At 64.4% G+C, this 22,155-nt stretch carries 22 protein-coding genes; 7 read left to right on the forward strand and 15 right to left on the reverse strand.

Features of this window, described 5'->3' with window-relative positions:
- Nucleotides 1-8: 8 nt before the first annotated feature.
- From addA to regB, 7 genes are all read right to left on the reverse strand, one after another.
- Nucleotides 9-3,320 carry a double-strand break repair helicase AddA gene (addA, locus tag ACROUL_RS01515; protein WP_431297797.1) on the reverse strand — a complete coding sequence of 1,104 codons (3,312 nt, stop codon included), beginning with the start codon at nt 3,318-3,320 and terminating at the stop codon, nt 9-11.
- Nucleotides 3,317-6,229, reverse strand: a complete 2,913-nt coding sequence (gene addB, locus ACROUL_RS01520) for a double-strand break repair protein AddB (RefSeq protein ID WP_431297798.1) — start codon at nt 6,227-6,229, stop codon at nt 3,317-3,319. Before addB ends, addA begins: the two co-directional genes overlap by 4 nt.
- Entirely contained in the window at nt 6,222-6,926 is a 705-nt protein-coding gene (locus tag ACROUL_RS01525) for a nucleotidyltransferase family protein (RefSeq protein ID WP_431297799.1), read from the reverse strand. The genes addB and ACROUL_RS01525 overlap by 8 nt, the downstream gene beginning before the upstream one ends.
- On the reverse strand, nt 6,899-7,912 hold the full coding sequence (locus tag ACROUL_RS01530) for an aminoglycoside phosphotransferase family protein (protein ID WP_431297800.1): 1,014 nt from the start codon (nt 7,910-7,912) through the stop codon (nt 6,899-6,901). The genes ACROUL_RS01525 and ACROUL_RS01530 overlap by 28 nt, the downstream gene beginning before the upstream one ends.
- On the reverse strand, nt 7,905-8,381 hold the full coding sequence (tsaE, locus tag ACROUL_RS01535) for a tRNA (adenosine(37)-N6)-threonylcarbamoyltransferase complex ATPase subunit type 1 TsaE (protein ID WP_431297801.1): 477 nt from the start codon (nt 8,379-8,381) through the stop codon (nt 7,905-7,907). The genes ACROUL_RS01530 and tsaE overlap by 8 nt, the downstream gene beginning before the upstream one ends.
- Before the next feature lie 46 nt (nt 8,382-8,427).
- Nucleotides 8,428-10,005: a PAS-domain containing protein gene (locus tag ACROUL_RS01540; protein ID WP_431297802.1), complete on the reverse strand. Its 1,578-nt coding sequence runs from the start codon at nt 10,003-10,005 to the stop codon at nt 8,428-8,430.
- A gap of 94 nt (nt 10,006-10,099) precedes the next feature.
- Nucleotides 10,100-11,488 (reverse strand): sensor histidine kinase RegB, encoded by a 1,389-nt coding sequence (gene regB / locus ACROUL_RS01545; protein ID WP_431297803.1) that lies wholly within the window; start codon nt 11,486-11,488, stop codon nt 10,100-10,102.
- A gap of 88 nt (nt 11,489-11,576) precedes the next feature.
- Between regB and ACROUL_RS01550 the strand changes: the two genes are divergently transcribed.
- The 3 genes from ACROUL_RS01550 to ACROUL_RS01560 all read left to right on the forward strand — a co-directional run bounded on the left by ACROUL_RS01550 (nt 11,577) and on the right by ACROUL_RS01560 (nt 13,168).
- Complete coding sequence (locus tag ACROUL_RS01550) at nt 11,577-12,203, forward strand: SCO family protein (protein ID WP_431297804.1); 627 nt, start codon at nt 11,577-11,579, stop codon at nt 12,201-12,203.
- Between the two features lie 26 nt (nt 12,204-12,229).
- Nucleotides 12,230-12,784, forward strand: a complete 555-nt coding sequence (locus ACROUL_RS01555) for an ActR/PrrA/RegA family redox response regulator transcription factor (RefSeq protein WP_431297805.1) — start codon at nt 12,230-12,232, stop codon at nt 12,782-12,784.
- Nucleotides 12,785-12,853: 69 nt separating this feature from the next.
- Nucleotides 12,854-13,168 (forward strand): H-NS family nucleoid-associated regulatory protein, encoded by a 315-nt coding sequence (locus tag ACROUL_RS01560; RefSeq protein ID WP_431297806.1) that lies wholly within the window; start codon nt 12,854-12,856, stop codon nt 13,166-13,168.
- Between the two features lie 17 nt (nt 13,169-13,185).
- Here ACROUL_RS01560 and ACROUL_RS01565 read toward each other — a convergent pair whose 3' ends face one another.
- On the reverse strand, nt 13,186-14,061 hold the full coding sequence (locus ACROUL_RS01565) for a LysR family transcriptional regulator (protein ID WP_431297807.1): 876 nt from the start codon (nt 14,059-14,061) through the stop codon (nt 13,186-13,188).
- Nucleotides 14,062-14,160: 99 nt separating this feature from the next.
- On the opposite strand from ACROUL_RS01565, the gene ACROUL_RS01570 reads away from it, so the two are divergent.
- On the forward strand, nt 14,161-14,307 hold the full coding sequence (locus tag ACROUL_RS01570) for a hypothetical protein (RefSeq protein WP_431297808.1): 147 nt from the start codon (nt 14,161-14,163) through the stop codon (nt 14,305-14,307).
- Here ACROUL_RS01570 and ACROUL_RS01575 read toward each other — a convergent pair.
- Nucleotides 14,300-14,890 carry a hypothetical protein gene (locus ACROUL_RS01575; protein ID WP_431297809.1) on the reverse strand — a complete coding sequence of 197 codons (591 nt, stop codon included), beginning with the start codon at nt 14,888-14,890 and terminating at the stop codon, nt 14,300-14,302. The two genes, ACROUL_RS01570 and ACROUL_RS01575, sit on opposite strands and share 8 nt — an antisense overlap.
- A 151-nt stretch (nt 14,891-15,041) precedes the next feature.
- Here ACROUL_RS01575 and ahcY point away from each other — a divergent pair, with 151 nt between their 5' ends.
- Complete coding sequence (ahcY, locus tag ACROUL_RS01580; RefSeq protein ID WP_431297810.1) at nt 15,042-16,424, forward strand: adenosylhomocysteinase; 1,383 nt, start codon at nt 15,042-15,044, stop codon at nt 16,422-16,424.
- Here the strand turns inward: ahcY and ACROUL_RS01585 are convergent.
- Nucleotides 16,399-17,166, reverse strand: a complete 768-nt coding sequence (locus ACROUL_RS01585; RefSeq protein WP_431297811.1) for a GNAT family N-acetyltransferase — start codon at nt 17,164-17,166, stop codon at nt 16,399-16,401. The genes ahcY and ACROUL_RS01585 overlap by 26 nt on opposite strands.
- A 222-nt stretch (nt 17,167-17,388) precedes the next feature.
- Here ACROUL_RS01585 and ACROUL_RS01590 point away from each other — a divergent pair, with 222 nt between their 5' ends.
- Complete coding sequence (locus tag ACROUL_RS01590; RefSeq protein ID WP_431297812.1) at nt 17,389-17,730, forward strand: DUF2853 family protein; 342 nt, start codon at nt 17,389-17,391, stop codon at nt 17,728-17,730.
- Between the two features lie 265 nt (nt 17,731-17,995).
- Here ACROUL_RS01590 and ACROUL_RS01595 read toward each other — a convergent pair whose 3' ends face one another.
- The 5 genes from ACROUL_RS01595 to tsaD all read right to left on the reverse strand — a co-directional run bounded on the left by ACROUL_RS01595 (nt 17,996) and on the right by tsaD (nt 21,303).
- Entirely contained in the window at nt 17,996-18,394 is a 399-nt protein-coding gene (locus tag ACROUL_RS01595) for a DUF1761 domain-containing protein (protein ID WP_431297813.1), read from the reverse strand.
- A gap of 160 nt (nt 18,395-18,554) precedes the next feature.
- Nucleotides 18,555-18,974, reverse strand: a complete 420-nt coding sequence (locus ACROUL_RS01600; RefSeq protein WP_431297814.1) for an EVE domain-containing protein — start codon at nt 18,972-18,974, stop codon at nt 18,555-18,557.
- A complete protein-coding gene (locus ACROUL_RS01605; protein WP_431297815.1) occupies nt 18,971-19,246 on the reverse strand; it encodes a YciI family protein in 276 nt (91 codons plus the stop codon). The genes ACROUL_RS01600 and ACROUL_RS01605 overlap by 4 nt, the downstream gene beginning before the upstream one ends.
- A 3-nt stretch (nt 19,247-19,249) precedes the next feature.
- Nucleotides 19,250-20,209 (reverse strand): NAD(P)H-dependent glycerol-3-phosphate dehydrogenase, encoded by a 960-nt coding sequence (locus tag ACROUL_RS01610; protein WP_431297816.1) that lies wholly within the window; start codon nt 20,207-20,209, stop codon nt 19,250-19,252.
- Entirely contained in the window at nt 20,206-21,303 is a 1,098-nt protein-coding gene (gene tsaD / locus ACROUL_RS01615) for a tRNA (adenosine(37)-N6)-threonylcarbamoyltransferase complex transferase subunit TsaD (RefSeq protein WP_431297817.1), read from the reverse strand. Before tsaD ends, ACROUL_RS01610 begins: the two co-directional genes overlap by 4 nt.
- Nucleotides 21,304-21,347: 44 nt before the next feature.
- On the opposite strand from tsaD, the gene ACROUL_RS01620 reads away from it, so the two are divergent.
- A complete protein-coding gene (locus tag ACROUL_RS01620) occupies nt 21,348-22,100 on the forward strand; it encodes a uroporphyrinogen-III synthase (protein ID WP_431301221.1) in 753 nt (250 codons plus the stop codon).
- Nucleotides 22,101-22,155 lie beyond the last annotated feature (55 nt).

The raw sequence follows: 22,155 nt of genomic DNA on the forward strand, positions 1-22,155 counted from the left end.
GAGGAACGTCAAGGGATCGTGGTACGCCCCAGTGCCGCCCTCACGATATCGGGATGCAGAGGCATCAACGCCGCCGTCCGCGTCCACAAAACCGCTGTCTCCACCCGGCGCCCGGGGTAAATCTGGCCCACCATGTGCGCATAAGCGCCAAGCTGCCGCAAAATCCCTTCCGGCACATCCTCGGCGCGCTTGGGAACGATGGCGTTCGACTTGTAATCCACGATCAGTGCGCGGTCCGCCATCAGTACCAGCCGGTCGATTGTCCCCGCCATCCGCCTGCCGTTCCACTCTCCGGTCACGGCACACTCGGCCAGCGTGTCAGATGCAAAAACCCCCGCAAGCCCCGGCTCCGAAAGTAAAATCCCGGCCTCGGCCAGAATATCCTGACGCAGCAACGCGTCGCTGACCGTAGCTTCCGCAAACGCGGCCCACTCCGCGCGGTCCAGCAGCGGCAGACGCTCCAGCAACAGGTGCAGCGCGATCCCCCGCGCCTTGGCGGCGGCCTCGTCCAAAAGCGGCTCGCCCTGCAAACCCTTTGCCCCGCCCAGATCCGAAGGGGACAGGATGGCAGGCGCCTTTACCGGCACTGGCGCCGCTACACGTGCCCAGCCGGGAATGGCGGGCGCTTTTGGCGTAACTTGCGCCGCAAGAAGGTTTTCCGGCCAAACTCCGAACTCATGCCGCTGCACCCCACCCTCACGCGGCGCAAGGCTCAACCCCGCCGCTCCGGCGCTGACAAGGTTGTACCACGCATCTTCCTTGGTCACGTCGCCCGCCGCCGCGATGATCAGCCAACACCGGGCTCGCGTCAGCGCCACATACAGCAATCGCAGGCTTTCTTCCTGCCGCCGCTCCAGGCGCGATTGCCGCGCAGCCGAGATCGGGGCCGGGCTCTCCGCCTCCGGCACCTTCCAGACCACCTGCCCATCGTCCAGCCGGTAAACCTCGTCACGGTCCTGCGGTTTGCGGTCCGCCGTATCGGGTAAGATGACGATCGGCGCTTCCAGCCCCTTCGCACCATGCACCGTCATCACCCGAATGCGCCGCCCCTCTCCGTCCAGCTGCCGCTTGACCTCCACATCGTCGGTGGCCAGCCACACCAGAAACCCTGTCAGGCTTGGCACCTCCGACCGTTCGAACGCCAGCGCCTGCGACAAAAGCTCATCAATCCCGTCCTCCGCCTCTGGCCCCAGCCGCGCCAATAACTTGCGCCGTCCGTCATGCCGTTGCAGCGCCCTCTCAACCAGATCGAAGGGGCGCAGGAAATCGGCCTGATCGCGCATGTCAGCCAGAAAATCGCGCGTCTCCTGATGGCCGGGATCGTCGCGCAGCGCCTCCCACAAATAGCCTTTTCTGCCATGCGAGAGACTGAATAGCTCGGTCTCCGACCATCCGCACAGGGGTGATCGCAACACAGCCGCCAGCGACAGATCGTCCTCGGGGGTGTCCAAAAATGACAGCAGCGCCGCCAGATCCTTCACAGCCATCTCGGCCCCCAGCTTCAACCGGTCCGCCCCGGCAATCGCCAGACCGCGCGCTTTGCAGGCCCGGATGATCTCTTGAAACAGCAGCGACCGGCGCTGGACCAGAATCAGGAAATCGCCCTCATGCACCGGGCGGGCGCTCGGGCCGTCCTTGCTTGGGTTCAGCGGAATCTGCACCCCGGCGGCGATCATCTGCGCGATCTCGTCAGCGATCTTCTCGGCCAACCGCACCTGCGGGTTTTCCGACCCCGGCAGATCGACCGGATCGAACCATTCGCCGGTGTCCACCTTGTCGCTCTTCTCGATCGGGGGCCAAAGGTCCACCCGCCCGGCCAGCGTTTCGTGAAACGCCAGATGGCTCGCCTCGCCACCAAGCGCGGTTTGCAGCGGTCCGCTAAACGTCGCGTCCACCAACCGCAGAATCGCTGGCGACGACCTGAACGAATGTTGCAGCGTCAACTGCGCCAGACCGTTGTCTCCGCCGGCAAGTCGGGTGGAAAAGAGATCGCGCTTCTGGTCAAACGCCGCGACATCTGCGCCTTGGAACGAATAGATCGACTGTTTTTTGTCGCCCACAACGAACAGTGTTCTAGGCCGAGTCTGTGCGCCAAGCCCTGCGATCATCTCGGCCGCAAGACTTTCGATCACCTGCCATTGCTCGGGGCTGGTGTCCTGCGCCTCGTCCACCAGAATATGGTCGATCCCGCCATCCAGCCGAAAAAGCACCCAAGCCGCCATTGAAGGATCGGTCAGCAACAGCCGCGCGCGGTCGATCAGGTCGTCGAAATCCAGCACGCCCAGCATTTGCTTGCGCGCCTCGTAGATCGGCAGGAATTCCCGCGCGAATGCGTGCAGCGCCGCCGTCTTTTCCGCAGCGCGCCGCGCTTTCATCGCAGCGCGCGCGATCTCGACCCGCTCCATGAACGCGTCGAAGTCGTCCGCGCGGTCTGCCAGCGCCTTGCGCGCGCCGACAGTCGGAAACTTTGCCCGCACGCTTCCTGCCTTGGTCAGCACCGCATCGAACGCCATCGCAAGGTCCGCGGCCCCCGGCGCCGCGACGTTGATCGACCCAAGCACCGCCGCCAGATCGACCATCGTCTTCGATTCCCGCCGGCATACCTCAATCACCGCCTCGAACAGCGCCGCCTCGTCACCGCGAAACGCCAGCCGCACGAAGTGGTCATCCGTCACCGGATAGGGCAAGCCAAAGATCGCATGGGCGGCAGCAGAGTCCAAAGGTCGCGCGAAGCGGGCACGCTCCCGCGCGATCTGCTCGATCAATTTGGTGAAATCCTCGGAGGCGCAAACCTCGGTCAGTCGGCGAAACTGCTCGGCCGCCTGACCTTCCGCCATCTCCTCGATGATTTCGCTGCGCAAAAGCCGCGCCGCCCGGTCCTCCAGTTCGCGAAACCCCGGCCCGACCCCCGCTTCCAACGGAAAGCGGCGAAGCAGCGTCGCGCAAAAGCTGTGGATCGTCTGCACCCGCAGCCCACCCGGCGTCTCGATCGCCCGGGCGAACAACTGCCGCGCTAGACTTAGACGCTCCGCCGCCAATTCCGTCTCGCCAAGGTCGAGAAGATCCTTGCGCAGCGCGTCATCCGGTTTCATCGCCCATTCGCCAAGCCGTTTGAACAGGCGGTTCTGCATCTCGGACGCCGCCGCCTTGGTATAGGTCAGACACAAGATGTGCTGTGGCTGAACCCCGCTCAACAGCAGGCGCGCAACCCGGTCGGTCAGCACCCGTGTCTTTCCCGATCCCGCGTTGGCCGAAAGCCAGGTGTTCTTGCCGGGGTCCGCGGCGGCAATCTGCTGCAAGGCGGCTGCGCTCAGCGTCATCCGACGTCCTCCGGCTTTGGTGTATGCGAAAGATCCCACTCGCCAAACCGCGCCAAATGATCGTAGTCCGAGGCAAAATTAGTCTCGAACATGGCCCGACGCGACGTGTAGCCCTGACTTTTTCGCGCATAGGCGCCGATCAGGCGGTGCAGCCCCGCCCACACCTCCGCCACCGCTTCCCGCTCCAGCGAGGTCTCGACGATCTTCAGATCGTCCTTCACCCCGACATAGCTGATCTTACTGACCGGCGTCGGCCCCAGCTTGGCAAACCCACCGTTTTCCGCCATCGCCGCAGCCAGCAGTAGCTGTTTTGCAAACACCTTTTGCTGTTCCTCGCTGGGCGGCGCGCCGGTCTTGTAATCGATGAGGTGCAAGGTTCCGTCCGGCATCAGGTCGATGCGGTCGGGCGTGCCGAACAAGGTGAAATCGAACTCCTCCAGCGTGATCGACCCTTCGGTTTCAACCTCCACCGGAATGCCGCCGGTGCCTGTCGAAAACGCGATGAACGCATCCGCCGCCCGCGCCAGACGGGCCCGCCACACCGCCCGGGCCGAGGGCCAGGCGACCTTCCGCCCCAAGACATCATCGGTGATACCGATCAACAGCGCCCGCGTCGGCGGCTCGGTCTTGCTGCGCTCGACGAAATGCTCCAGCACTTCATGCAGCACCTCGCCCCGCAGCCTTGGGTCCGGCTCCGGTCGCAGCGGGTTCAGCTTGCGCAAGCGCAGGATATAGCCCGCATAAATCGCGTATGGATCGCGGATCAGCGTCTCGATCCGCGTCAACGACAGCTTCGCTGGCCGCGCCGCAACCGGCGGGCGCGGCGACGGGCGCGGCGCGGGCTCCACTTTGGCGAAGGGCGCCTCCACCGCAGCGGCCAGCGCCAGCCAGTCTTCCCCCCTCGCCCGCATCTTCGCAAGCGCGGCCTTTCCGCTGCGCACCTCCAGCCCCTCCATCAGGTTGGTCAGCCGGTTCAGCCACCGCGACGGCACCGTTTCGGCATCGGCATTGCGCAGCGGCCGGCTGATGACCACACGCTGAGCCGCGATCGCCTGCTGATAGTCATGCGCCGAAAGGCCGATCCGGCGTTCGGGCAGCAAAAGCCCCGCCTCCTTGCGCATCTGCCGGTTCAGCCAGGGGTCAGGCGGCGGTTGCGCGGGCCAGACCCCCTCGTTCAGCCCGCCAAGGATCACCAGATCCGCCCCCTGCACCCGGGCCTCCAGCGTGCCCCAGACCATGATGCCCGGGTGGGCCAGCACGGCCTCGCGCACATCCCGTTGCAGCACGTTGGCCAGAAGCGAGGCGAACTGCGCGGGTGACAGCAGCAGTCCGGGGTCGGTGATCGCCTCAAGTTCGTTCATCACCGCCAGCGCCTCGATCCCCGCCTCCTTCTGCCACAGTTCGCCCGCACCGCTTGCTTCAAACCCGCGGGCCAGTGCCTCGGCCACCGTCCGCAAGCGCAGAACATGGGCCGGAAGGGCCATGTTAGAGACGTTTTCATGCCCTGTAACCGCCCCCGCCAGAACCTCGGCCCATACTGCCGCATGTTCGGAATTGCGTGCCGCCACCCACGTCGTAAGCGTGTTGGCGTCAGGAAACGCCGGGCCGTTCCGGCGAATGTGCAACTCAAGTTCGCGCGTCAGCATCAGGTGCCGCCCGCGCCCCGTGCCGGAAAAGGCCAGCGGGTGCTTCAGCACGGTCAGCAACGCCTCCGAGGTCAGCTTTCGCCCGAACAGGTCCGCCACATGGCGCAGCAGCCGTCCCGGCGCTGACAGCGCAAGTGGATGGCCCGCCGAATCGTCCGGTCTGATGCCCCAGCGGTCCAATACCGCCGCCACGCGTCGCGTCAGGTTGCGATCCGGCGATATCAGCGCCGCCCGCGTCCCCGTTTCCGCCGCCTCGCGCAGGATCAGCGCGATCGCCGTGGCCTCCGCCCGCTCCGAGGGGGCTTCGATCAGGGTGACATTGCGCGTCGGTTCCATCAGGTCCGGCAACGCTGGCCCGTCGGTAAGCCATTGGTCCGTCACCGGCGCTGGCCGCAGCGAAAGCGAGATCAGGCGGTTCCGCTCTGCATCCGCCGGGCGCGCGGCGGTCCAGCGTGCCACCGCCGCAGGTCCAAGATCCAGCCCGTCCAGCAGCCGCCGAAAGCGGAACTGCGGATGATCCTCGGCCGTCAGGGCATCGCCCATGCCGGCCCACACCGCGTCGGGCAGATCAAAGTCAAACCCTGGTAGCACCACCGCCCCGCTCGGCAACCGTGCCACCGCCTGCATCAAAAGTGCGGTCGTGCCCCGCGATCCGGTTGATCCCGCAACGATGACCGGCTCGGTCGGCGGCGCCGCCCGCCAACGCGCGATCAACGCCTCCACGGCCAGCCGTTGCCGCGCCTCGGCATCCGGCGCGTCGCCCTGCAATGCCTCGGCCACGATCCCCAGAAACGCCTGCGTCCGCGCCCAATGCGCCGAATGATCCGCCACGTTCAGCGCCGCGATCCGTGCCGGCGGAACCGCTTCGCCCTGCATCTCGTCGATCAGCCCGGCAAGACTGTCGGCCAGATCGAACAGCGAGCCTTGCGGAAACAGGGCCGCATCGCTACGCGTCAACCGGTCCAGCAGCACCGCAAGGTCCAACCGGCGTTGCAGGGGCGAAATCGCGGTTGGCAGGGCACCCGCCTCCGGCCCGGTGCCGATCTCCGTCACCAGCAAAAGGCGCGGCAGAAATCCGCAGCCGGCCTCGGTCAAAATCTCGGTCACCCGGCGACGCATCCGCTGGGTGTTCAACACCAGCGTCACCCGCGCCATCGCTTCGGGCGGCTTTCCGGCCATCCGCGACCGCAGCCCCGCTACCAGCTCTGCCGGAAAATCCACCCCCGGCGGCAGTCCGAACAGCCCCGATGCACCCTCAGCCATCGGACCCGGCCCGCAACAACGCTTCCGCCGCGCGGATCCCTTCGGGCGTGCCGACATCGCACCACCCGCCCTGATGCACCACGCCGTAGGCGCGCTCGTCCGCGATGATGTCGTCCCACGGGCGGTTCAGCGAAAACACGTCGTCGGGAATATGCGCCAGACGGTCCGGGTTCAACATGCTGGCCCCAAGGTAGACATGCCCCACCGCACCCCGCGCCCTGCTGATCCGGCCATCGGCGGCCAACCGGAAATCCGAAACGGACCCATGCGCTGCGGTGTGCTCCACCGGTAACAGCAGCAGCAGCGCATCCATCTGCGCGCCATCCCAGGCCGCCATCAGTTGCGTCAACGGGTTCAGCCCGGTCCAGATCGCGTCGCTGTTCAAAACCATGACCGGCCCCGGCCCCAGCACTGGCAAGGCCGCCCGCAAACCGCCCCCGGTTTCCAGAATTTGGCCATGTTCGAGACTAAAATCCACCTCAGCCCCCCGCAGATGCGCTTCCATCTGCGCGGCTCGGTAGTGCAGGTTGACCACGGGCCGCGCCACTCCGGCAAGCCGCGCGACCTCAAGCGCGTGGTCGATCAACGGACGTCCGGCCACAGGGATCAGCGGCTTCGGGCGATCCGCCGAAAGTTCGCGCATCCGGGTGCCAAAGCCGGCTGCAAAGATCAAAAGCGGGTAGGGGGACGGTTGCATTGGGCCTCGATCCGCAAAAGGGCTTCGGGTGTCGGTGGGGGCAAAAGCTTATCGCAGACTGCGCGCAGTGCCGCCAGCGCCGGGTGCGCCAGATTGCGCTGCAGCTGGTCCCAGACGCGCGGGATCAGCCGCACATATCCCGCTTTTCCGCCATCCAGACAAAGCCGCGCAAAGATGCCAAGGATGCGCAACGCGCGCTGGGCGCCAACCGCGGCATAGGCGGCAGAAAAGCTGTCCTTGTCTTGCCCGGTCGCCGCGGCGAAATGCTGGATCAACGCCGCTTCGGTGCCCAACCCCACATCCCGCCGCGCATCCTGCAACAGCGACACAAGATCGTAGGCCGGTTGCCCCATCTGAGCCAACTGGAAATCCAGCAAACCAACCCGCGCCAATCCGGCGCGCTCTGGCAGCCAGATCAGGTTTTCGGCGTGATAATCCCGCAGGACCAGCACCCGCGGCCCATCGGCAAGCTCTGACAGCGCACGCCCTAGCGTATCGCGCAGCGCAGCGGGCGGTGGGCGATTGCCGGTCACGGCAGTGGCATACCAGTCCAGCACCAGCATCGCCGCTTCGGCCCACTCCGCAGCGCCAAGGTTGGGCAGGCCGGGCGGCGCGGCGCGCGCTTGAAGGTGCAAAAGCACGTCCGTCGCCGCCGTGTAAAGCGCCAGCTCCACCTCCGGCGTGGCCTCCAAAAGCCGGGCAAAGACCGCATCGCCAAGGTCTTCCAGCAGCAGAAACCCAGCCTCGACGTCAGCGGCCAGCACTTCGGGCGCCGACAACGAAAGGCTGCGCAGATGCCTGGCGATTGCCACGAAACTTGCCGGATCGTCAGCGCCGCCCGGCGCGTTGTCCATCAGGATCGCGGTTCGCCCCGCCAGCGTCAGCCGCTGGTAACTGCGCGCTGACGCGTCGCCCGCGAGCGGAACGCGCGCCGCATTCCCCCAGCCAGCCGCCGCCAGAAACGCTGTTGCGGTGGCTTCACGCATTGGCCAATGCCGCCAACAAGCCAGCCCGCCCTCCCGTCAGCATCGCGCGCCGTCCCGCGCCTTCTGCCGACAGGCGCAGGTGCAGGGCGTTGGGTGGAAGATGGCTGCCCAGCCGGTCCGGCCATTCGACGAGACAGATCGCCGTGGCGAACGCCTCGTCGAGGCCAAGCTCCCACACCTCGTCCGGGTGCGACAGGCGGTAAAGATCGGCATGCCAGATCTCGGCCTCAGGCGGGCCATAGGTCTGCACCAGCGTGAAGGTGGGCGACGGCACCTCCTCCGCCTGCCCCAGACGCGCCCGGATCACGGCGCGCGCGAAGTGGGTTTTGCCTGCCCCGATCGGCCCTTCCAGCAGCACGGCGTCACCCGGCCGCAGCAGGCCTGCCAGCCGTTCGGCAAGCCGGGTAGTGTCCTCTTCCGTGGCGAGGAACAGGGTCAGCGCGGAACCTTCGGAGCGGGTAAGGGACATGCCGCCGAGTCTACCTTCCGGGCGCGTCACCGCAAGCCCGTTTCGGTCAGGCGAACAGCGGCGACGGCTCGCTTGTCTGCAACATCAGCGGCATGTGGCCCGGCGAAACTACCCGGAACGTCACCAGCGTGGCCCCCCCATTGATCGGGCGGAACCGGCAGCCGACCAGCCGCCCGTCCAGCAGCCGAACCTCGCCCTCCCAGGCCGCGCGGTCGCCTGCCGTCACCACATATTCCATCGCATCACCCCAGATAAGGCTCGGGGCGGACTGGTCGCGCCACCAGCCCGACAGCGTGCCGATGCTGGCCTCAGACAAAAGCACGGCCGGGTCGTGGTTCCAAAGCTGCGCATAGGCGTGGTTCGACATCACCAGTTGTCCGCCTTGCGAAAACACCGCCACCGCCTCGTCCACCGCGTCGATCACCGCCTGACCCAGTTCCATGTCCGCCCGGTAGCGCCGGGTGCGCGACATTTCGGACGAGATATCTTCGAACATGAAGGCCAGTGCGCCATTCGGATGTGGCCGCCCGATCACCCGGTAGGTCTGCCCGCCCGGCAGGCTCCACGTCTCCTCGTAAAGGCCCGAGGAGGCATCCTCCTCGACCTTGATCATCTGTTTGCGCCACGTCCGGTAATCCTTCGGTTCCGGGATCATCGACCGGTCCCGCATCGCATCCAGAACCGAGGTCAGCGTGGGCCGCGCAATCAGAAAATCTGGTGGCAGCGTCGTCAGATCGACCAGTGCCGGGTTGAACAGTTGCAGCACCCGGTTGCGGTCAAAGATCGCAAGGCCGATCGGCAGGTGCGCGAAAGTCTTGGTCAGCGTCTGCATGAAATCGCGCAGCGACCCTTCGGCCTGCACTGCGGCGTTCGATGGCAGGGCATAGGCGATGCGGTCGTCGCCCGCCGGGCTGACCACCAGATCAAACCACTGTGCGCCATCCTTCAGGTCCAGTTTCTGGCGGTTTGACTTGGCCGCGGGGTTGAAGACCGCCAGATCAAACAGCCGCGGCAACGGCCACGACAGGTCCTTGCCCGGCTCCAAAAGATCGGCGGCGCGCAACAGATAGGCGTGGTTGGCCCAGATCACGTCGCTCGCCGCGTTTTCCGTCCAGACCAGAACCGGCGCGTTCGCCAGCACATTGCGCAGAGCGGAAACCTCCTGCTGCTGGGCGGCTTCCGACGCACTGTCGCGGCCGCGGCGGCGCTGCTCTGCATCGGTGTTGACCAGCGTCAGCCGGGTCAGCCCACCCAGATGCTCGCCCCTCAAAACCAGCGGAGGCTGGATACCGTCGCGCGATGCCATGATGAACTGGCCGTCGGTCGGCAAGGTAAGCAGCCGCGCCTGAAGGTCGGGAAACAACGGCCCCATCCGCGACAGGAACCGCAGCCAATTGCCGCCACGGGCGATGCTTGCCGCCAGCATGGCCCGCGCGCTGGGCGTTGCGTCGACCAGGGTTTCGCCGTCGAACAGAAAGATGGTTTCGGCGGTGTCGGGTCTGAACACGCTGGCTGGGGCAGCCGCGCGCCGGTTCTGGAACGCCGCAAGCAGCACTAGGCAGCCCAAGGCCACAAGCGTCGCCGTCACCACCAATCCAAATGCGAATGTCCAGTCGGCTGGCATCCGGCAACTCCCACCAATGATCCCTTGATTCAGCCTAGGGTGGAAAGAGTTAACCGATGGTTAAGCTTAAGGAGGATCAGTCAAAGCGTCGGTGTTACATCTCGATCCGCTGGTTGGCGCCGTGCGAAAGGTTGGCGGGCGCCGCAAGATCAGTCATCGCCCAGACCGCCTCGACCACCGCGCCGCAGCGTTCCGGTCGCTCCTCGGGCGTCAGGAACGGGTCTGTCGCGTTGGCAAATGTCAGCTCGGCGCCCGAGCGTTCAAGCAAAGTCTTGGCGATGAACAGGCCCAGCCCCATCCCCTCATACTCCGGCCGCCGTGATGGCGGGGCGTCCGAGCGGCGGGCGCGCACGAACGGGTCGCCGATGCGGCCGATCACATTCGGCGGAAAGCCCTCGCCGTCGTCGATGATCCGCACCGTCACGGTGCGGTCGGTCCACTCCGCTTCTACCCAGACCGTGCTGCGCGAGAAATCGACTGCATTCTGGATCAGGTTGCGCAATCCGTGGATGATCTCGGGCCGGCGCAGGATGGTTGGCTGGCGCGCGGAACTTCCGTCGCTGGCCAGCATCTGAAACAGCACAGCCTTGCCGCGCGCCATGTGCGGCTCGGCCGCCTCGCGCAGCGCCGCACCAAGCGGCGCCTGCCGCAGATGCAGGTCATCCTTCCCGACCCGCCCCATGTCGCGCAGGATGTCCCGGCAGCGGTCGGCCTGATCGCGGATCAGCTTCGCGTCCTCCAAAAGATCGGGCCTGTCGCGCAGCTCGTCCATCAACTCGGCGCTCACCAACTTGATCGTCGCCAGCGGCGTGCCCAACTCGTGCGCCGCGGCCGCTACCACGCCGCCAAGGTCGGTCAGCTTCTGCTCCCGTGCCAGCGCCATCTGCGTCGCCAACAGCGCGTCCGACATCGACCGGATCTCCATCGCGACCCGGTGCGAATAAAGCCCGAGGAACAGGATGCCCACCACGATCGCCAGCCAGAAGCCAAACTCGAACAGCCACGGCACCTCCAGCGCGCCGCCACCCTCAAACCGCAGCGGCCAGTGAAAGAATGCTGCCATCGTGACCAAAAGGATCGCCACCGCACCCAGCACCACCGTCGTGCGCAGCGCCAGCGCGCTTGCCGAAATGGTGACCGGCGCCAGCACCAGAAGCGCAAAGGGGTTCGTCAGCCCGCCGGTGATGAAGACCAGAAACGACAGTTGCGACAGGTCGAACATCAAGGTCATCAGCGCCTCGACCTCGGTCAGGCGCTTGTTTTCCGGGAACAGGAACATCGAAAACAGGTTCGCGATGATCGACGCGCCGACCGCCAGATAGCAAAGCCCCAGCGGCAGATCGAGGTCGTAGACCCGGTCCGCCACGGTGATCGCGGTCAACTGCCCGGCAATCGCCATCCACCGCAACAGGATCAGCGTCCGTAGCCGGATCCAGTTGCTGCGCGTTCCCGCGGCAAGAAAGCCGAAACTGGCGGTGACCATGACGCGGGCGTATCCTTCGAAGGGTTCGCTATTGTTAAGCCCGCCACGATTTGGGATCAATGCGCCGGGTATCAGGACGGAGACGGTGATGACACGGTTTTATGCAGGTCTGGCAGCGGCATTGGTTGCGGCATTTCTCGGGGTGTCGGCCTACCTCTTTTTGCACAACCGCAATGCTGACGCCTTTGCGCAATGCCGCTCCAGCCAGGTTGCGGGCGGCGATATCGGCGGCCCCTTCACTTTAGTCGGCACCGACGGCAAGACAGTGACCGACAAAGAGGTTCTCGCAAAACCGTCGCTGGTCTATTTCGGCTACACCTTCTGCCCCGATGTCTGCCCGCTCGATATGGGGCGCAATGTCGAGGCGGTGGATATTCTTGAAGAACGCGGCTTCGACGTCACGCCGGTTTTCATTTCCATCGACCCCGAGCGTGACACCCCCGAAGCCTTGGCCGATTATGCCGGCAACCTGCACCCGAAGCTGGTCGCGCTGACCGGATCGCTTGATCAGGTCAAGGCTGCCTCGCAGGCCTACAAGACCTATTTTGCCAAACAGCCCGCCGATGATGAGTTTTACCTCGTCGACCATAGCACCATGACCTATCTGATGCTTCCGGGCGGCCGCTTTGCCGATTTCTACCGGCGTGACATCGCGGCAGACCAAATGGCTGAAAGCGTGGCCTGCTTTCTGACCGCCGATGAAGCGGAAGGCTAAGACAGAACCAGCGAAGGGGTTAGACGATGGGGGAAAATTTGGCACTTGATCTGGGGGCAGACCGGACACTTCTGTTGGTCGATGACGATGAACCCTTCGTCAAGCGTCTGGCCAAAGCGATGGAAAAGCGTGGCTTTACCCCCGAAACCGCCGAAAGCGTCGCCGAAGGCCGGGCTATCGCCCTGGCCCGTCCGCCCGCCTATGCGGTCGTTGATCTCAGGCTTGAAGACGGCAATGGCCTCGAAGTGGTCGAGGCGTTGCGCGAAACCCGTCCGGATTGCCGGATCGTCGTGCTGACTGGCTACGGTGCGATTGCCACCGCGGTCGCTGCGGTAAAATTCGGCGCCATTGATTATTTGTCTAAACCGGCGGATGCCGATGATGTTACCAATGCGCTTCTCGCCAAAGGCGAGGCTTTGCCGCAGCCTCCGGAAAACCCCATGTCGGCTGATCGCGTGCGGTGGGAACATATCCAGCGCGTCTATGAAATGTGCGATCGGAATGTCTCTGAAACTGCGCGTCGGCTGAATATGCATCGCCGGACCCTGCAACGAATTCTTGCGAAGCGCAGTCCCCGTTAATCTTACACAGTTGAATTTCAGTTATCCGAAGCGTAGACGTGAAAGTCATGTTTAACGGGAGATGCTGCGATGGCAATTGATCTGAACGACTTGTCCCTTAAAGAGTTGAAAGATTTACAATCACAGGTGGCGAAGGCCATTTCCAGCTTTGAAGACCGCCGTAAAAAGCAAGCACTTGCAGAGCTTGAAGAAAAAGCCCGCGCGATGGGGTTTTCTCTGGCTGAATTGACCGGCGCTACCCAGGTCCGCAAGCGCACGCCCGCCGTGGCGAAATACGCGAATCCCTCTGACAAGTCGGATACCTGGTCGGGCCGTGGCCGCAAGCCGCGCTGGTTTGCCGCAGCACTCGCGGCTGGGAAAAAGCCGGATGACCTGATGGTCTGACGATCTGGCGACGGGCCTCAGGCTTGGCTCGTCAGCCATTTTAGAAATGCCCGGGTCGCAGCGCGCTGCGGCCCAGGCAAGGCCACCACGAAATACGCCGGCAGTTTGTCACGGCTTTCGTGCACCACGCGCAGCCGCCCTTCGGCCACATCGTCGGCCAGCAGCGCATAGCTTTCCACCACCAGCCCCAATCCCTGCCGCGCAGCCGCGATCGACAACTCCTCGTTGGCGAAATCTGTCTGGCTTAATTCCGACGGGTCCAGCCCAAGACTACGCAGGTAATTGTCCTGTTCCGGCCAGTTACGTGCGATGATCCACTCCATCTGCCGCATCTCTTCGGTAGCAAGTGTGGCCGTCTCTCCCAGCAGCGATGGCGCGGCCGCCACCACCAGCCGTGCCGACGCCAGAAAACTCGCCTCCACTCCCGGCCACGCCCCGTTGCCATAGCGGATGCCCAGATCCATTCCCTCGCGGTGCAAGTCGACGACCCGGTTCTCCGGTTGCAGCGACAGGCCGATATCGGGGTGCTTTTCCCAGAAATCGCGCAGCCGTGGCATCAGCCATTGCGCGGCAAAACTCGCGGTCAGGGTAATCCGCACCGGGCGGTCGGCCCCGCCACTGCGCAGCGCCTCGGCACCCCGCTGAAACGCCGCGAAGCCTTCGGACAGCGCTGATGCCAACGCCTCGCCCTCCTCCGTAAGGCTGACCCCTCGCCCGTCGCGCTGCACCAGCGCCACGCCGAACTCCTCCTCCAGCGCGCGCACCTGCTGGGCCACCGCAGCGTGCGTCACGTTCAGCGCCCGCGCGGCATGGCTGAAATTGCGCGCTTCCGCCGTGGCGGCAAAGGCGCGCAGCGCGGTAAGCGAAGGGATCGAGCGCCAGTCAACCGCCATATGTTAGCCAGTCTATCAAATCTGAAAGATCGCTGAGTCGTCAATGAGCAGCAAACATGACAAGACACAGCATCGCAACGCCAAAGAAAGAGGCATGAAATGTTGAACATACTCGCAGACGCCCTGCTGCTCGTTACCCGTTACGGCCCGCTTGCGGGCGATGCGCCGCGCCGCACCCTGACCGAAGCCGATCCGCGTGACGCCGTGGTTCAGCGCCACTCGCTGACCCGCAAGCCCGTCAAATGATAGCGGCCAGTTGTTGCCCGACCCGCGCAACATAGTCCGCCCGCACCACAGCGGGCGGACGCAACCTGATCTCCAGCCCCTTCACTATCGACGCCTCTGGCCGCCCGAACAGCTTGTCGGCCTCCGCCTCGCCGAACCCCGCGATGCGCACCGCTTCCAGCCAGGCTGAAACCTTGTCCGCCGCCTTGATCGCCTTCTTGATCGGCGCGGGCAGTACCGCAGGCAGGCCAAAGCGCAGATGGATCGCCGCCGTCAGCCGCAGGTCCAACTCGCCATACCCCGGCCCGACTGCCGCCTTCACCGGGCTGATCATGTCACCGATCACGTACTCCGGCGCGTCATGCAGCAGCGCCGCCAACTGCCAGCGCGGTGCGATGCCCGGATTGGCGCGGTTGAAAATCTCCTCCACCAGCAGCGAATGTTCCGCCACCGAATAGGGCCAGTCGCCCCGCGTCTGCCCGTTCCACCGCGCCACGAACGCAAGGCCGTGCGCGATGTCCTCCACCTCGATGTCCATCGGCGTCGGGTCCAGAAGATCCAGCCTCCGCCCCGACAGCATCCGTTGCCACGCTCGTGCTGCCATCGTTCTCCCCGCTCTTGCCACCGCAGTCTTCACACCCCGCGCGCCTTGGCAAGCGTGCCGCGTTGTCTTGCGCCCCCGCATTTGCTATGGCCGCGTCCAGAGATCAAACCGGCTTGCGGCACTGCGCAGGCGACAGCAAAAGCAGGACGCAATGGATTACATCGTCAAGGACATCAAGCTCGCCGAATTCGGCCGCAAGGAACTGACCATCGCCGAAACCGAAATGCCCGGCCTGATGGCCTGCCGCGAGGAATACGGCCCGACCCAGCCCTTGAAGGGCGCCCGCATCGTCGGCTCCTTGCACATGACGATCCAGACCGCCGTGCTGATCGAAACGCTGAAAGCCCTCGGTGCAGATGTGCGCTGGGCGTCCTGCAACATCTTCTCCACCCAAGACCACGCTGCCGCCGCCATCGCCGCCGGTGGCACGCCGGTCTTCGCCATCAAGGGCCAGACCCTGACCGAACACTGGGATTACCTCGACCGCTCCTTCATGTTCCCCGAAGGCGCGAACATGATCCTCGATGACGGCGGCGACGCCACGCTTTACGTCCTCCTCGGTGCCCGCGCCGAAGCCGGGGAAGAGATCATCCCCGTGCCGCAGTCCGAGGAAGAAGAGGTCATCAAGCTTCAGATCGCCAAGCGCATGAAGGAAACCCCCGGTTTCTTCACCAAGACCAAGGCCGCCATCAAGGGTGTCAGCGAAGAAACCACCACCGGCGTCCACCGCCTGTATGAGCTGCACAAGAACGGCCAGCTTCCCTTCCCGGCGATCAACGTGAACGACTCGGTCACCAAGTCGAAGTTCGACAACAAATACGGCTGCAAGGAATCGCTGGTCGACGGCATCCGTCGCGCGACCGACACGATGATGGCCGGCAAGGTCGCCGTCGTCTGCGGCTATGGCGATGTGGGCAAAGGCTCCGCCGCCTCGCTGCGTGGGGCCGGCGCGCGCGTCAAGGTCACCGAGGTCGACCCGATCTGCGCCCTGCAGGCCGCGATGGACGGTTACGAGGTCACGCTTCTGGAAGACGAGATGGCCACCGCCGACATCTTCATCACCACCACCGGCAACAAGGACGTCATCCGCATCGAACACCTGCGGGCGATGAAGGACATGGCGATCGTCGGCAACATCGGCCACTTCGACAATGAAATCCAGGTCGCCAGCCTTCGCAACCACAAGTGGACGAACATCAAGGAACAGGTCGACATGATCGAAATGCCCTCGGGCAATCGCATCATCCTGTTGTCGGAGGGCCGCCTTCTGAACCTCGGCAACGCCACCGGCCACCCGTCCTTCGTGATGTCGGCCTCGTTCACAAACCAAGTCCTCGCCCAGATCGAGCTTTGGACCAAGGGTGACGAATACAAGCCCGGCGTCTACATCCTGCCCAAGGCGCTGGACGAAAAGGTCGCCCGCCTGCACCTCAAGAAGATCGGCGTCAAACTGACCGAATTGAAGCCCGAGCAGGCCGCCTACATCGGCGTCAAACCCGAAGGCCCGTTCAAACCCGAACACTACCGCTATTGATCGCCTCTGCCCTGGCGCGGGTCAGCCGATGGCTGATCCAGCCGGGGCGTCGCTTGCACGGCCCCTCCGCAACATACCCTGCCTTTGCCAGCACGCGGCGAAAGGCGGCGTTTTCGGGGTGCACCACTGCGACCAGCGCATTCAGCGCTGGGTGCTGCACAAAGGCCCGACCGCTGGCAATGGCCACCACCGCCGACCCCAGCCCCTTGCCCCAATGCGCCCGCCCGAACCAATAGCTCAGTTCAGCGCTCGTCCCGTCAAAAGCCAGTCGCACCTGCCCCACAATCTCACCGTCACGCAAGACCGCCATTACCTCGTGATGCGCGCTGTCGGCGGAAAGCGCGATCAGCGCCCGTGCGGTGTCATCGTCCAGCGGGTTGGGATAGGGCTCATACATTTGCGCCCAAACCTTGGGGTCGTCCAGAAGCGACCGGTAAACCGGCAGGTCGTCCAGCGTCCAGGGACGGAACCGATAGGTCGGCGCCAGACTGCGCGGCACGAAGGCGGGCTTTTCCGTCGCCCTCGCGCCGGGCTCATGGGGATCGACATCGTCGATGCAGTCGCCCCGTACCCAGCCGATCTGCACCGGATCAAACGCCAGCGCGATGCCCTGCCTGCGACAGGACGCAATCTCCTGTGCCGACAGAACGCCCGCTGACCGCAGGCCATGTCTTGCCGCGATTCTGTCGGCGCGGGCCGGAAGCGCCTTGGAAATCTCGCCTTGAACCAGCGTGCCCTGCATTCCGAAGCCTCCCTGTGCAATCGTCAAACGAAGCGAACAATCACGCCTAGATGGAGGCTGGTTGCTACGGTTCAAGAACGCCACAGCCAGAAATGCTGCGGTATCTTGTCACCAAAGCGGTGCGCAATGGGCCATTGTCGTCGAAATTCCGCTTCCCCAAACGGGATCGGGCCACTACCGTTCGCCTCGTAAGATTATCATACCAGTCAAGGGAGACGTAGAATGGGCAAGCGGGACGATCTCATCGCGAAATACGCCGATGATCTGAAAACCAAGTGCAAGATGACACCGGACATGGCGCTGCTGACCAAGGTTACCATCGGCTGCGGCCCGTCGATCTATGACAACGACGCGCAGACCGTCGCCGCCTCCGACAAGGAAGAGCTGGAGCGGATCAAGACCAACTTCCTGATCAAGAAGCTGGGCCTGAAAGACGGCCCCTCCCTGATGGAAGGCATCATGGCCGCCGTCGATACCTACGGCAAATCGGAACGCAACAAGTTCCGCGCGGTGTTCTACTACCTCCTCGTCAAGCACTTCGGCAAGGAAGCCGTCTACAAGTAACGCGCCCCCCGTGGTGCCTCGCCCCCCTCCCCCTTGCGGGGGAGGGATGGGGTGGGGGGCTTCCTGCACGGCGCCGGCGACCCTTCGGATTTGACGAAAACCTGCGACACTCCATCCTTGCCCGAAGGCAGGGATTCGGGGCATTACATCTTGGACAGGGCAGTAGCCCGGGACCCTTATCAGATCACGTGTGGTGCTTGGGGAGCACGTGGGGTGGATGGAGGGTTCCGTAGGGGTGCGGGGCCCTCCATTCTATTTTTCCGGCTCAGAACAGGTTCAGCACCGCGCCCATGATGGTGCATCCGACCACGCTGTTCACTCCGTCGATCACCGTCAGTTCGGGTTTGCGCTTGGCAAAGGCGTAATTCATCGCCACCCAGGGCGTGATGAAAAAGGCGCCCACGCCAAACCCGGCCACGGCGCCGCCGCCCACGCTCGTCACGCCGGATTCAGCCAGCAGATGGCGCATCATCCCCGCGACCAGAACCATCGCCACCAGCCCGATCACAAAAGCCGCGATCCCCGATCCGCCGCGCTCCTTCATCCCCGGCCGCCCGTTGGTGATTTCCGCCGCCGCCAGCCACTTCGTCGACATGCCCAGATACCACACGGCACCAAAAGCGAACGCCGCCAATGCGGCGGCCAGAACATTCAAGAATTCCATTGGGGTCCCTCCCGACTTCCTCGGGCAAACCTGCCTCAATGCGGGGATCAGCGGTAGCGATTTCTACAGGGCACACACCGCCATTTCTTACCAAAAAGTAAAACGCCGCCTGTAAGCCCTTGATCCCACTGAACCTCGCAGATGTCCCACCGTGGGACACTCAGGGCGCCACGCCCCCCATCCGGCAGACGATCTTCCACTCCTCCGGCGTCACCGGCTGTACGGAAAGCCTGGTATTCTTCACCAGCACCATCGCCTCCAGCCCCGGCTCCACCTTGCAGTCCTCCAGCGTCACGGCCCGCATGAAGGGCCTGACCGCCCGCACCCTCACACAATCCCACCGCAGATCATCCGCCGTGCTGTCCGGCTCGCTCTCCCGGCACACCTCGACGATCCCCACGATCTCCTTCCCGATATTCGAGTGATAGAAGAACCCCAGGTCGCCCACCTTCATCGCCCGCATATTGTTGCGGGCCTGATAGTTCCTGACCCCCGTCCACTCCTCCCCCGCCGCACCCTTCGCGGTCAGGTGGTCCCAGCCGAACTCGTCCGGCTCGGATTTCAGCAGCCAGTGGTTCATCCCCCGATCACCCGCTTCCACTCCTGGATCGTGACGTCGGAAAACAGCCCCGCCTTCGCATAGGGGTCGGCCGCCGCCCAAGCCTCAGCTTCGGCGCGGCTGCCTACCCCAAGGATGACCAGGCTGCCGCACATCTGGCCCGCCTCATCCAGAAACGGCCCCGCCTGCTCCACCACGCCCGACGCTTCGATATGCGCCAGATGCGCCGCCCGGTTTTCAAGCCGTGTCTGCAAGGCTCCCGGCTTGTCGTGACAGATCAGGGCAAAGCGCATGGGTCATTCCTGTTTCAGGGGTCGGGTCATCAGGTTCGGAATGGCATCTTCCACCGTGACTCTGCCGCTGACAAGGGCATCTACCATTTCGGTCACCGGCATTTCTACCCCAAGCTGTCGCGCTAGCCGCACCAGCGCCGTCGCTGTCGCCACCCCCTCGACCGTGACGCCACGGTCGATCGCGTGCCCGCGTCCAAAGGCGTGACCGTGGCGAAAGTTTCGTGACTGCGGCGAAGTGCAGGTCAGAACCAGATCGCCAAACCCAGACAATCCCGCCAGCGTCTCTGCCCGCGCGCCCAACCGCGTCGCCAGACGTACCATCTCAGCGTATCCGCGCGTCATCAGTGCGGCCCGGGCGCTGTCGCCAAGCCCCGCCCCGATTACGACCCCCGCAGCAATGGCGATGACATTCTTCAGCGCCCCGCCCAATTCAGCCCCTGTGACATCATCCGTCCGGTAAATCCTGAGGGCAGACGTCGACAGCATCGCTTGAAGTTCGACGCTGCCAGCGTCGCGGCTTGCCAAGGTCAGCGCAGTTGGCAAGCCACGGGCAATATCGGTGGCAAAGCTGGGTCCGGTCAGGATCGCCGCAGGCACATCCGGGCGCGCGGCCTGAATGACCGAAACCGGACCGCGCAGAGTTTCCAGATCAACGCCCTTGCAACAGGCGACCATCGGTTGCCGTGCAAACTGGCCCCGGTGCGTTGCCAGGACCCCGCCCAGGCTTTGCATAGGCACACAAAGCAGCAGCGCCTCCGCTTCGTGCAGGTCGCCTACGTCCGCATGGACCGAAACCGTTGGCGGAAGGTCAACGCCAGGAAGCCTGTCGTCGTTCCGGCGGGTGGCGGCCATCCTTGCAACGTCCTCGGCCGAGCGCGCCCAGAGCCTCACAGACCGACCGCCCTGCGCCAGCGCCACGGCCAAAGCCGTGCCAAACGAGCCAGCGCCAATAATACCGATCATCCCTTGGCACCCTTCTTGCCGGACCCGATCAAAGCGGGTGCGCGGGTGTCAAGTGGCCAACGGGGACGGGCCGCGAACGTTGCGTCGTCGATCAAGCCCATGCGGAACCTTTCGATCCCCGCCCAGGCAATCATCGCCGCGTTGTCTGTGCAAAGGCGCAACGGCGGCGCCAGAAAACGGACGCCATTGGCGCTGCAAACAGTCTCTAACATTGCCCGAATTGCCCTGTTTGCTGCAACGCCACCCGCCACGGCAAGAACTGAAAGCGGCGGGCCATCAAGGGCGGTCATTGCCAAGGCCCGGCGCGTCTTTTCGGCAAGTACTTCTGCAACCGCCGCCTGAAAACCCGCGCAAAGATCGCGGCGATCCTGGACAGTAAGCCCGCCCTTTTCCGCGATAAGTGCATCGCGCGCCCGTAGAACTGCGGTTTTCAGGCCCGAAAAGGAAAGATCACAGCCGGGCCGATCCAAGAGTGGGCGCGGAAAGTCAAAACGGCTGGCGTTGCCCAGCGCCGCTTCGGTTTCAACCACCGGGCCGCCCGGCTGGGGCAGGGCAAGAAGTTTGGCGATCTTGTCGAACGCTTCACCCGGAGCGTCGTCTATCGTTCCGCCCAGCCGGTGAAACTCGTCAGGTCCGTCCACGCGCAAGTATTGGCAATGTCCGCCCGAGACGAGCAGCATCAGGTACGGGAACGCGATGCCATCGGTCAGCCGAGGCGTAAGGGCGTGCCCTGCCAGATGGTTCACTGCAACCAGCGGCAGTCCCAAGCCCGCGGCCAGCCCTTTCGCCATCATCGCGCCGGACAGAACCCCCCCGATCAGGCCGGGGCCGGCGGTCACCGCTATCGCATCCAGGTCGGCAAAGCAGATGCCCGCCTCCGCCAGCGCGCGCTCGATGCAACCGTCAAGCCGCTCTACATGGGCGCGTGCCGCGATTTCCGGAACCACGCCGCCGAAGGCCGCATGCAGCGAGGTCTGCCCCACGATATCAGACGCCAGCACTTCGGCCGTGTGTCCGGGCCGATGCCTCACGATGGCCGCTGCGGTATCGTCGCAACTGCTTTCAATGCCGAGAAGGGTCAGTGTTCGGGTCATGGCTGCCGTTGCACGATGTGTGGGTCGCAGGTAACACCGTGACCATGGCGAAACAATCCCAGCAGAGTGCAGCCCCTTCGTCGATTCCGGTGCTTCTGACCCGGCCTTTGGATCAGTCGCTTCGCTTCGGCGCCGCGTTGGAGGAGCGTTTCGGCGCTGCCGTTCGTCTGATCCTTTCGCCATTGATGCGTCTGGCCTTCGTGCCGTGTGAGATTCCGCAGCGCGATTACCAAGCTGTCGTGTTCACGTCAGAAGCGGCGGTCGACGCGACGCGGCAGTTGGCACAGGACCGTTTGCCGAAGATGGCGCTTTGTGTGGGCGCACGTACGGCAGTTGCAGCCTCTGCCGCAGGTTTTGCTGCGACTTCGGCCAACGGGGATGTCGAGGCGTTGCAGCGGCTGGTAATGACGATGCGGATCAGGGGTCCACTCCTATACTTGCATGGCCGCGAGACGCGTGGCGATCTGGCGAAATGGCTGATTTCAGAGGGAATAGAGACTGTTTCGATGACGGTGTACGATCAGATAGCCCAGCCGCTATCAACCGACGCCGAGGCGTTGCTGCGCCATCCCGGCCCGGTGATCGTGCCGATCTTCTCACCACGAAGCGCGGCGCTGCTGACGGCGGCTCTTCCCGCAGACAGGCAAGCGACAGTTGCAATCGCGGCGTTGAGTGGTGCTGTGGCTGCGAAGGCACGGGACATCAGCACGCGCTTGTTGCGAGTTGCAGCAACCCCGGATGCTGACGCCATGCTTGATGCGCTCGAACTCCTGCTGATTGACCTTAGGGGTTCTTGAACCCCGGCCCGCTGAATGCTTAGGTATGCCTTGCCGATGTGGAAGGGTGGACACC

The sequence above is a fragment of the Tabrizicola sp. BL-A-41-H6 genome, from assembly GCF_050632395.1.
GTDB lineage: Bacteria > Pseudomonadota > Alphaproteobacteria > Rhodobacterales > Rhodobacteraceae > JAUYQR01.

Coding starts and splice junctions, on each gene's coding strand:
- addA (WP_431297797.1), bottom strand. CDS start 3,320: ATGACGCTGAGCGCAGCCGCCTTGCAGCAGATTGCCGCCGCGGACCCC.
- addB (WP_431297798.1), bottom strand. CDS start 6,229: ATGGCTGAGGGTGCATCGGGGCTGTTCGGACTGCCGCCGGGGGTGGAT.
- ACROUL_RS01525 (WP_431297799.1), bottom strand. CDS start 6,926: ATGCAACCGTCCCCCTACCCGCTTTTGATCTTTGCAGCCGGCTTTGGC.
- ACROUL_RS01530 (WP_431297800.1), bottom strand. CDS start 7,912: ATGCGTGAAGCCACCGCAACAGCGTTTCTGGCGGCGGCTGGCTGGGGG.
- tsaE (WP_431297801.1), bottom strand. CDS start 8,381: ATGTCCCTTACCCGCTCCGAAGGTTCCGCGCTGACCCTGTTCCTCGCC.
- ACROUL_RS01540 (WP_431297802.1), bottom strand. CDS start 10,005: ATGCCAGCCGACTGGACATTCGCATTTGGATTGGTGGTGACGGCGACG.
- regB (WP_431297803.1), bottom strand. CDS start 11,488: ATGGTCACCGCCAGTTTCGGCTTTCTTGCCGCGGGAACGCGCAGCAAC.
- ACROUL_RS01550 (WP_431297804.1), top strand. CDS start 11,577: ATGACACGGTTTTATGCAGGTCTGGCAGCGGCATTGGTTGCGGCATTT.
- ACROUL_RS01555 (WP_431297805.1), top strand. CDS start 12,230: ATGGGGGAAAATTTGGCACTTGATCTGGGGGCAGACCGGACACTTCTG.
- ACROUL_RS01560 (WP_431297806.1), top strand. CDS start 12,854: ATGGCAATTGATCTGAACGACTTGTCCCTTAAAGAGTTGAAAGATTTA.
- ACROUL_RS01565 (WP_431297807.1), bottom strand. CDS start 14,061: ATGGCGGTTGACTGGCGCTCGATCCCTTCGCTTACCGCGCTGCGCGCC.
- ACROUL_RS01570 (WP_431297808.1), top strand. CDS start 14,161: ATGTTGAACATACTCGCAGACGCCCTGCTGCTCGTTACCCGTTACGGC.
- ACROUL_RS01575 (WP_431297809.1), bottom strand. CDS start 14,890: ATGGCAGCACGAGCGTGGCAACGGATGCTGTCGGGGCGGAGGCTGGAT.
- ahcY (WP_431297810.1), top strand. CDS start 15,042: ATGGATTACATCGTCAAGGACATCAAGCTCGCCGAATTCGGCCGCAAG.
- ACROUL_RS01585 (WP_431297811.1), bottom strand. CDS start 17,166: ATGCAGGGCACGCTGGTTCAAGGCGAGATTTCCAAGGCGCTTCCGGCC.
- ACROUL_RS01590 (WP_431297812.1), top strand. CDS start 17,389: ATGGGCAAGCGGGACGATCTCATCGCGAAATACGCCGATGATCTGAAA.
- ACROUL_RS01595 (WP_431297813.1), bottom strand. CDS start 18,394: ATGGAATTCTTGAATGTTCTGGCCGCCGCATTGGCGGCGTTCGCTTTT.
- ACROUL_RS01600 (WP_431297814.1), bottom strand. CDS start 18,974: ATGAACCACTGGCTGCTGAAATCCGAGCCGGACGAGTTCGGCTGGGAC.
- ACROUL_RS01605 (WP_431297815.1), bottom strand. CDS start 19,246: ATGCGCTTTGCCCTGATCTGTCACGACAAGCCGGGAGCCTTGCAGACA.
- ACROUL_RS01610 (WP_431297816.1), bottom strand. CDS start 20,209: ATGATCGGTATTATTGGCGCTGGCTCGTTTGGCACGGCTTTGGCCGTG.
- tsaD (WP_431297817.1), bottom strand. CDS start 21,303: ATGACCCGAACACTGACCCTTCTCGGCATTGAAAGCAGTTGCGACGAT.
- ACROUL_RS01620 (WP_431301221.1), top strand. CDS start 21,348: ATGGCGAAACAATCCCAGCAGAGTGCAGCCCCTTCGTCGATTCCGGTG.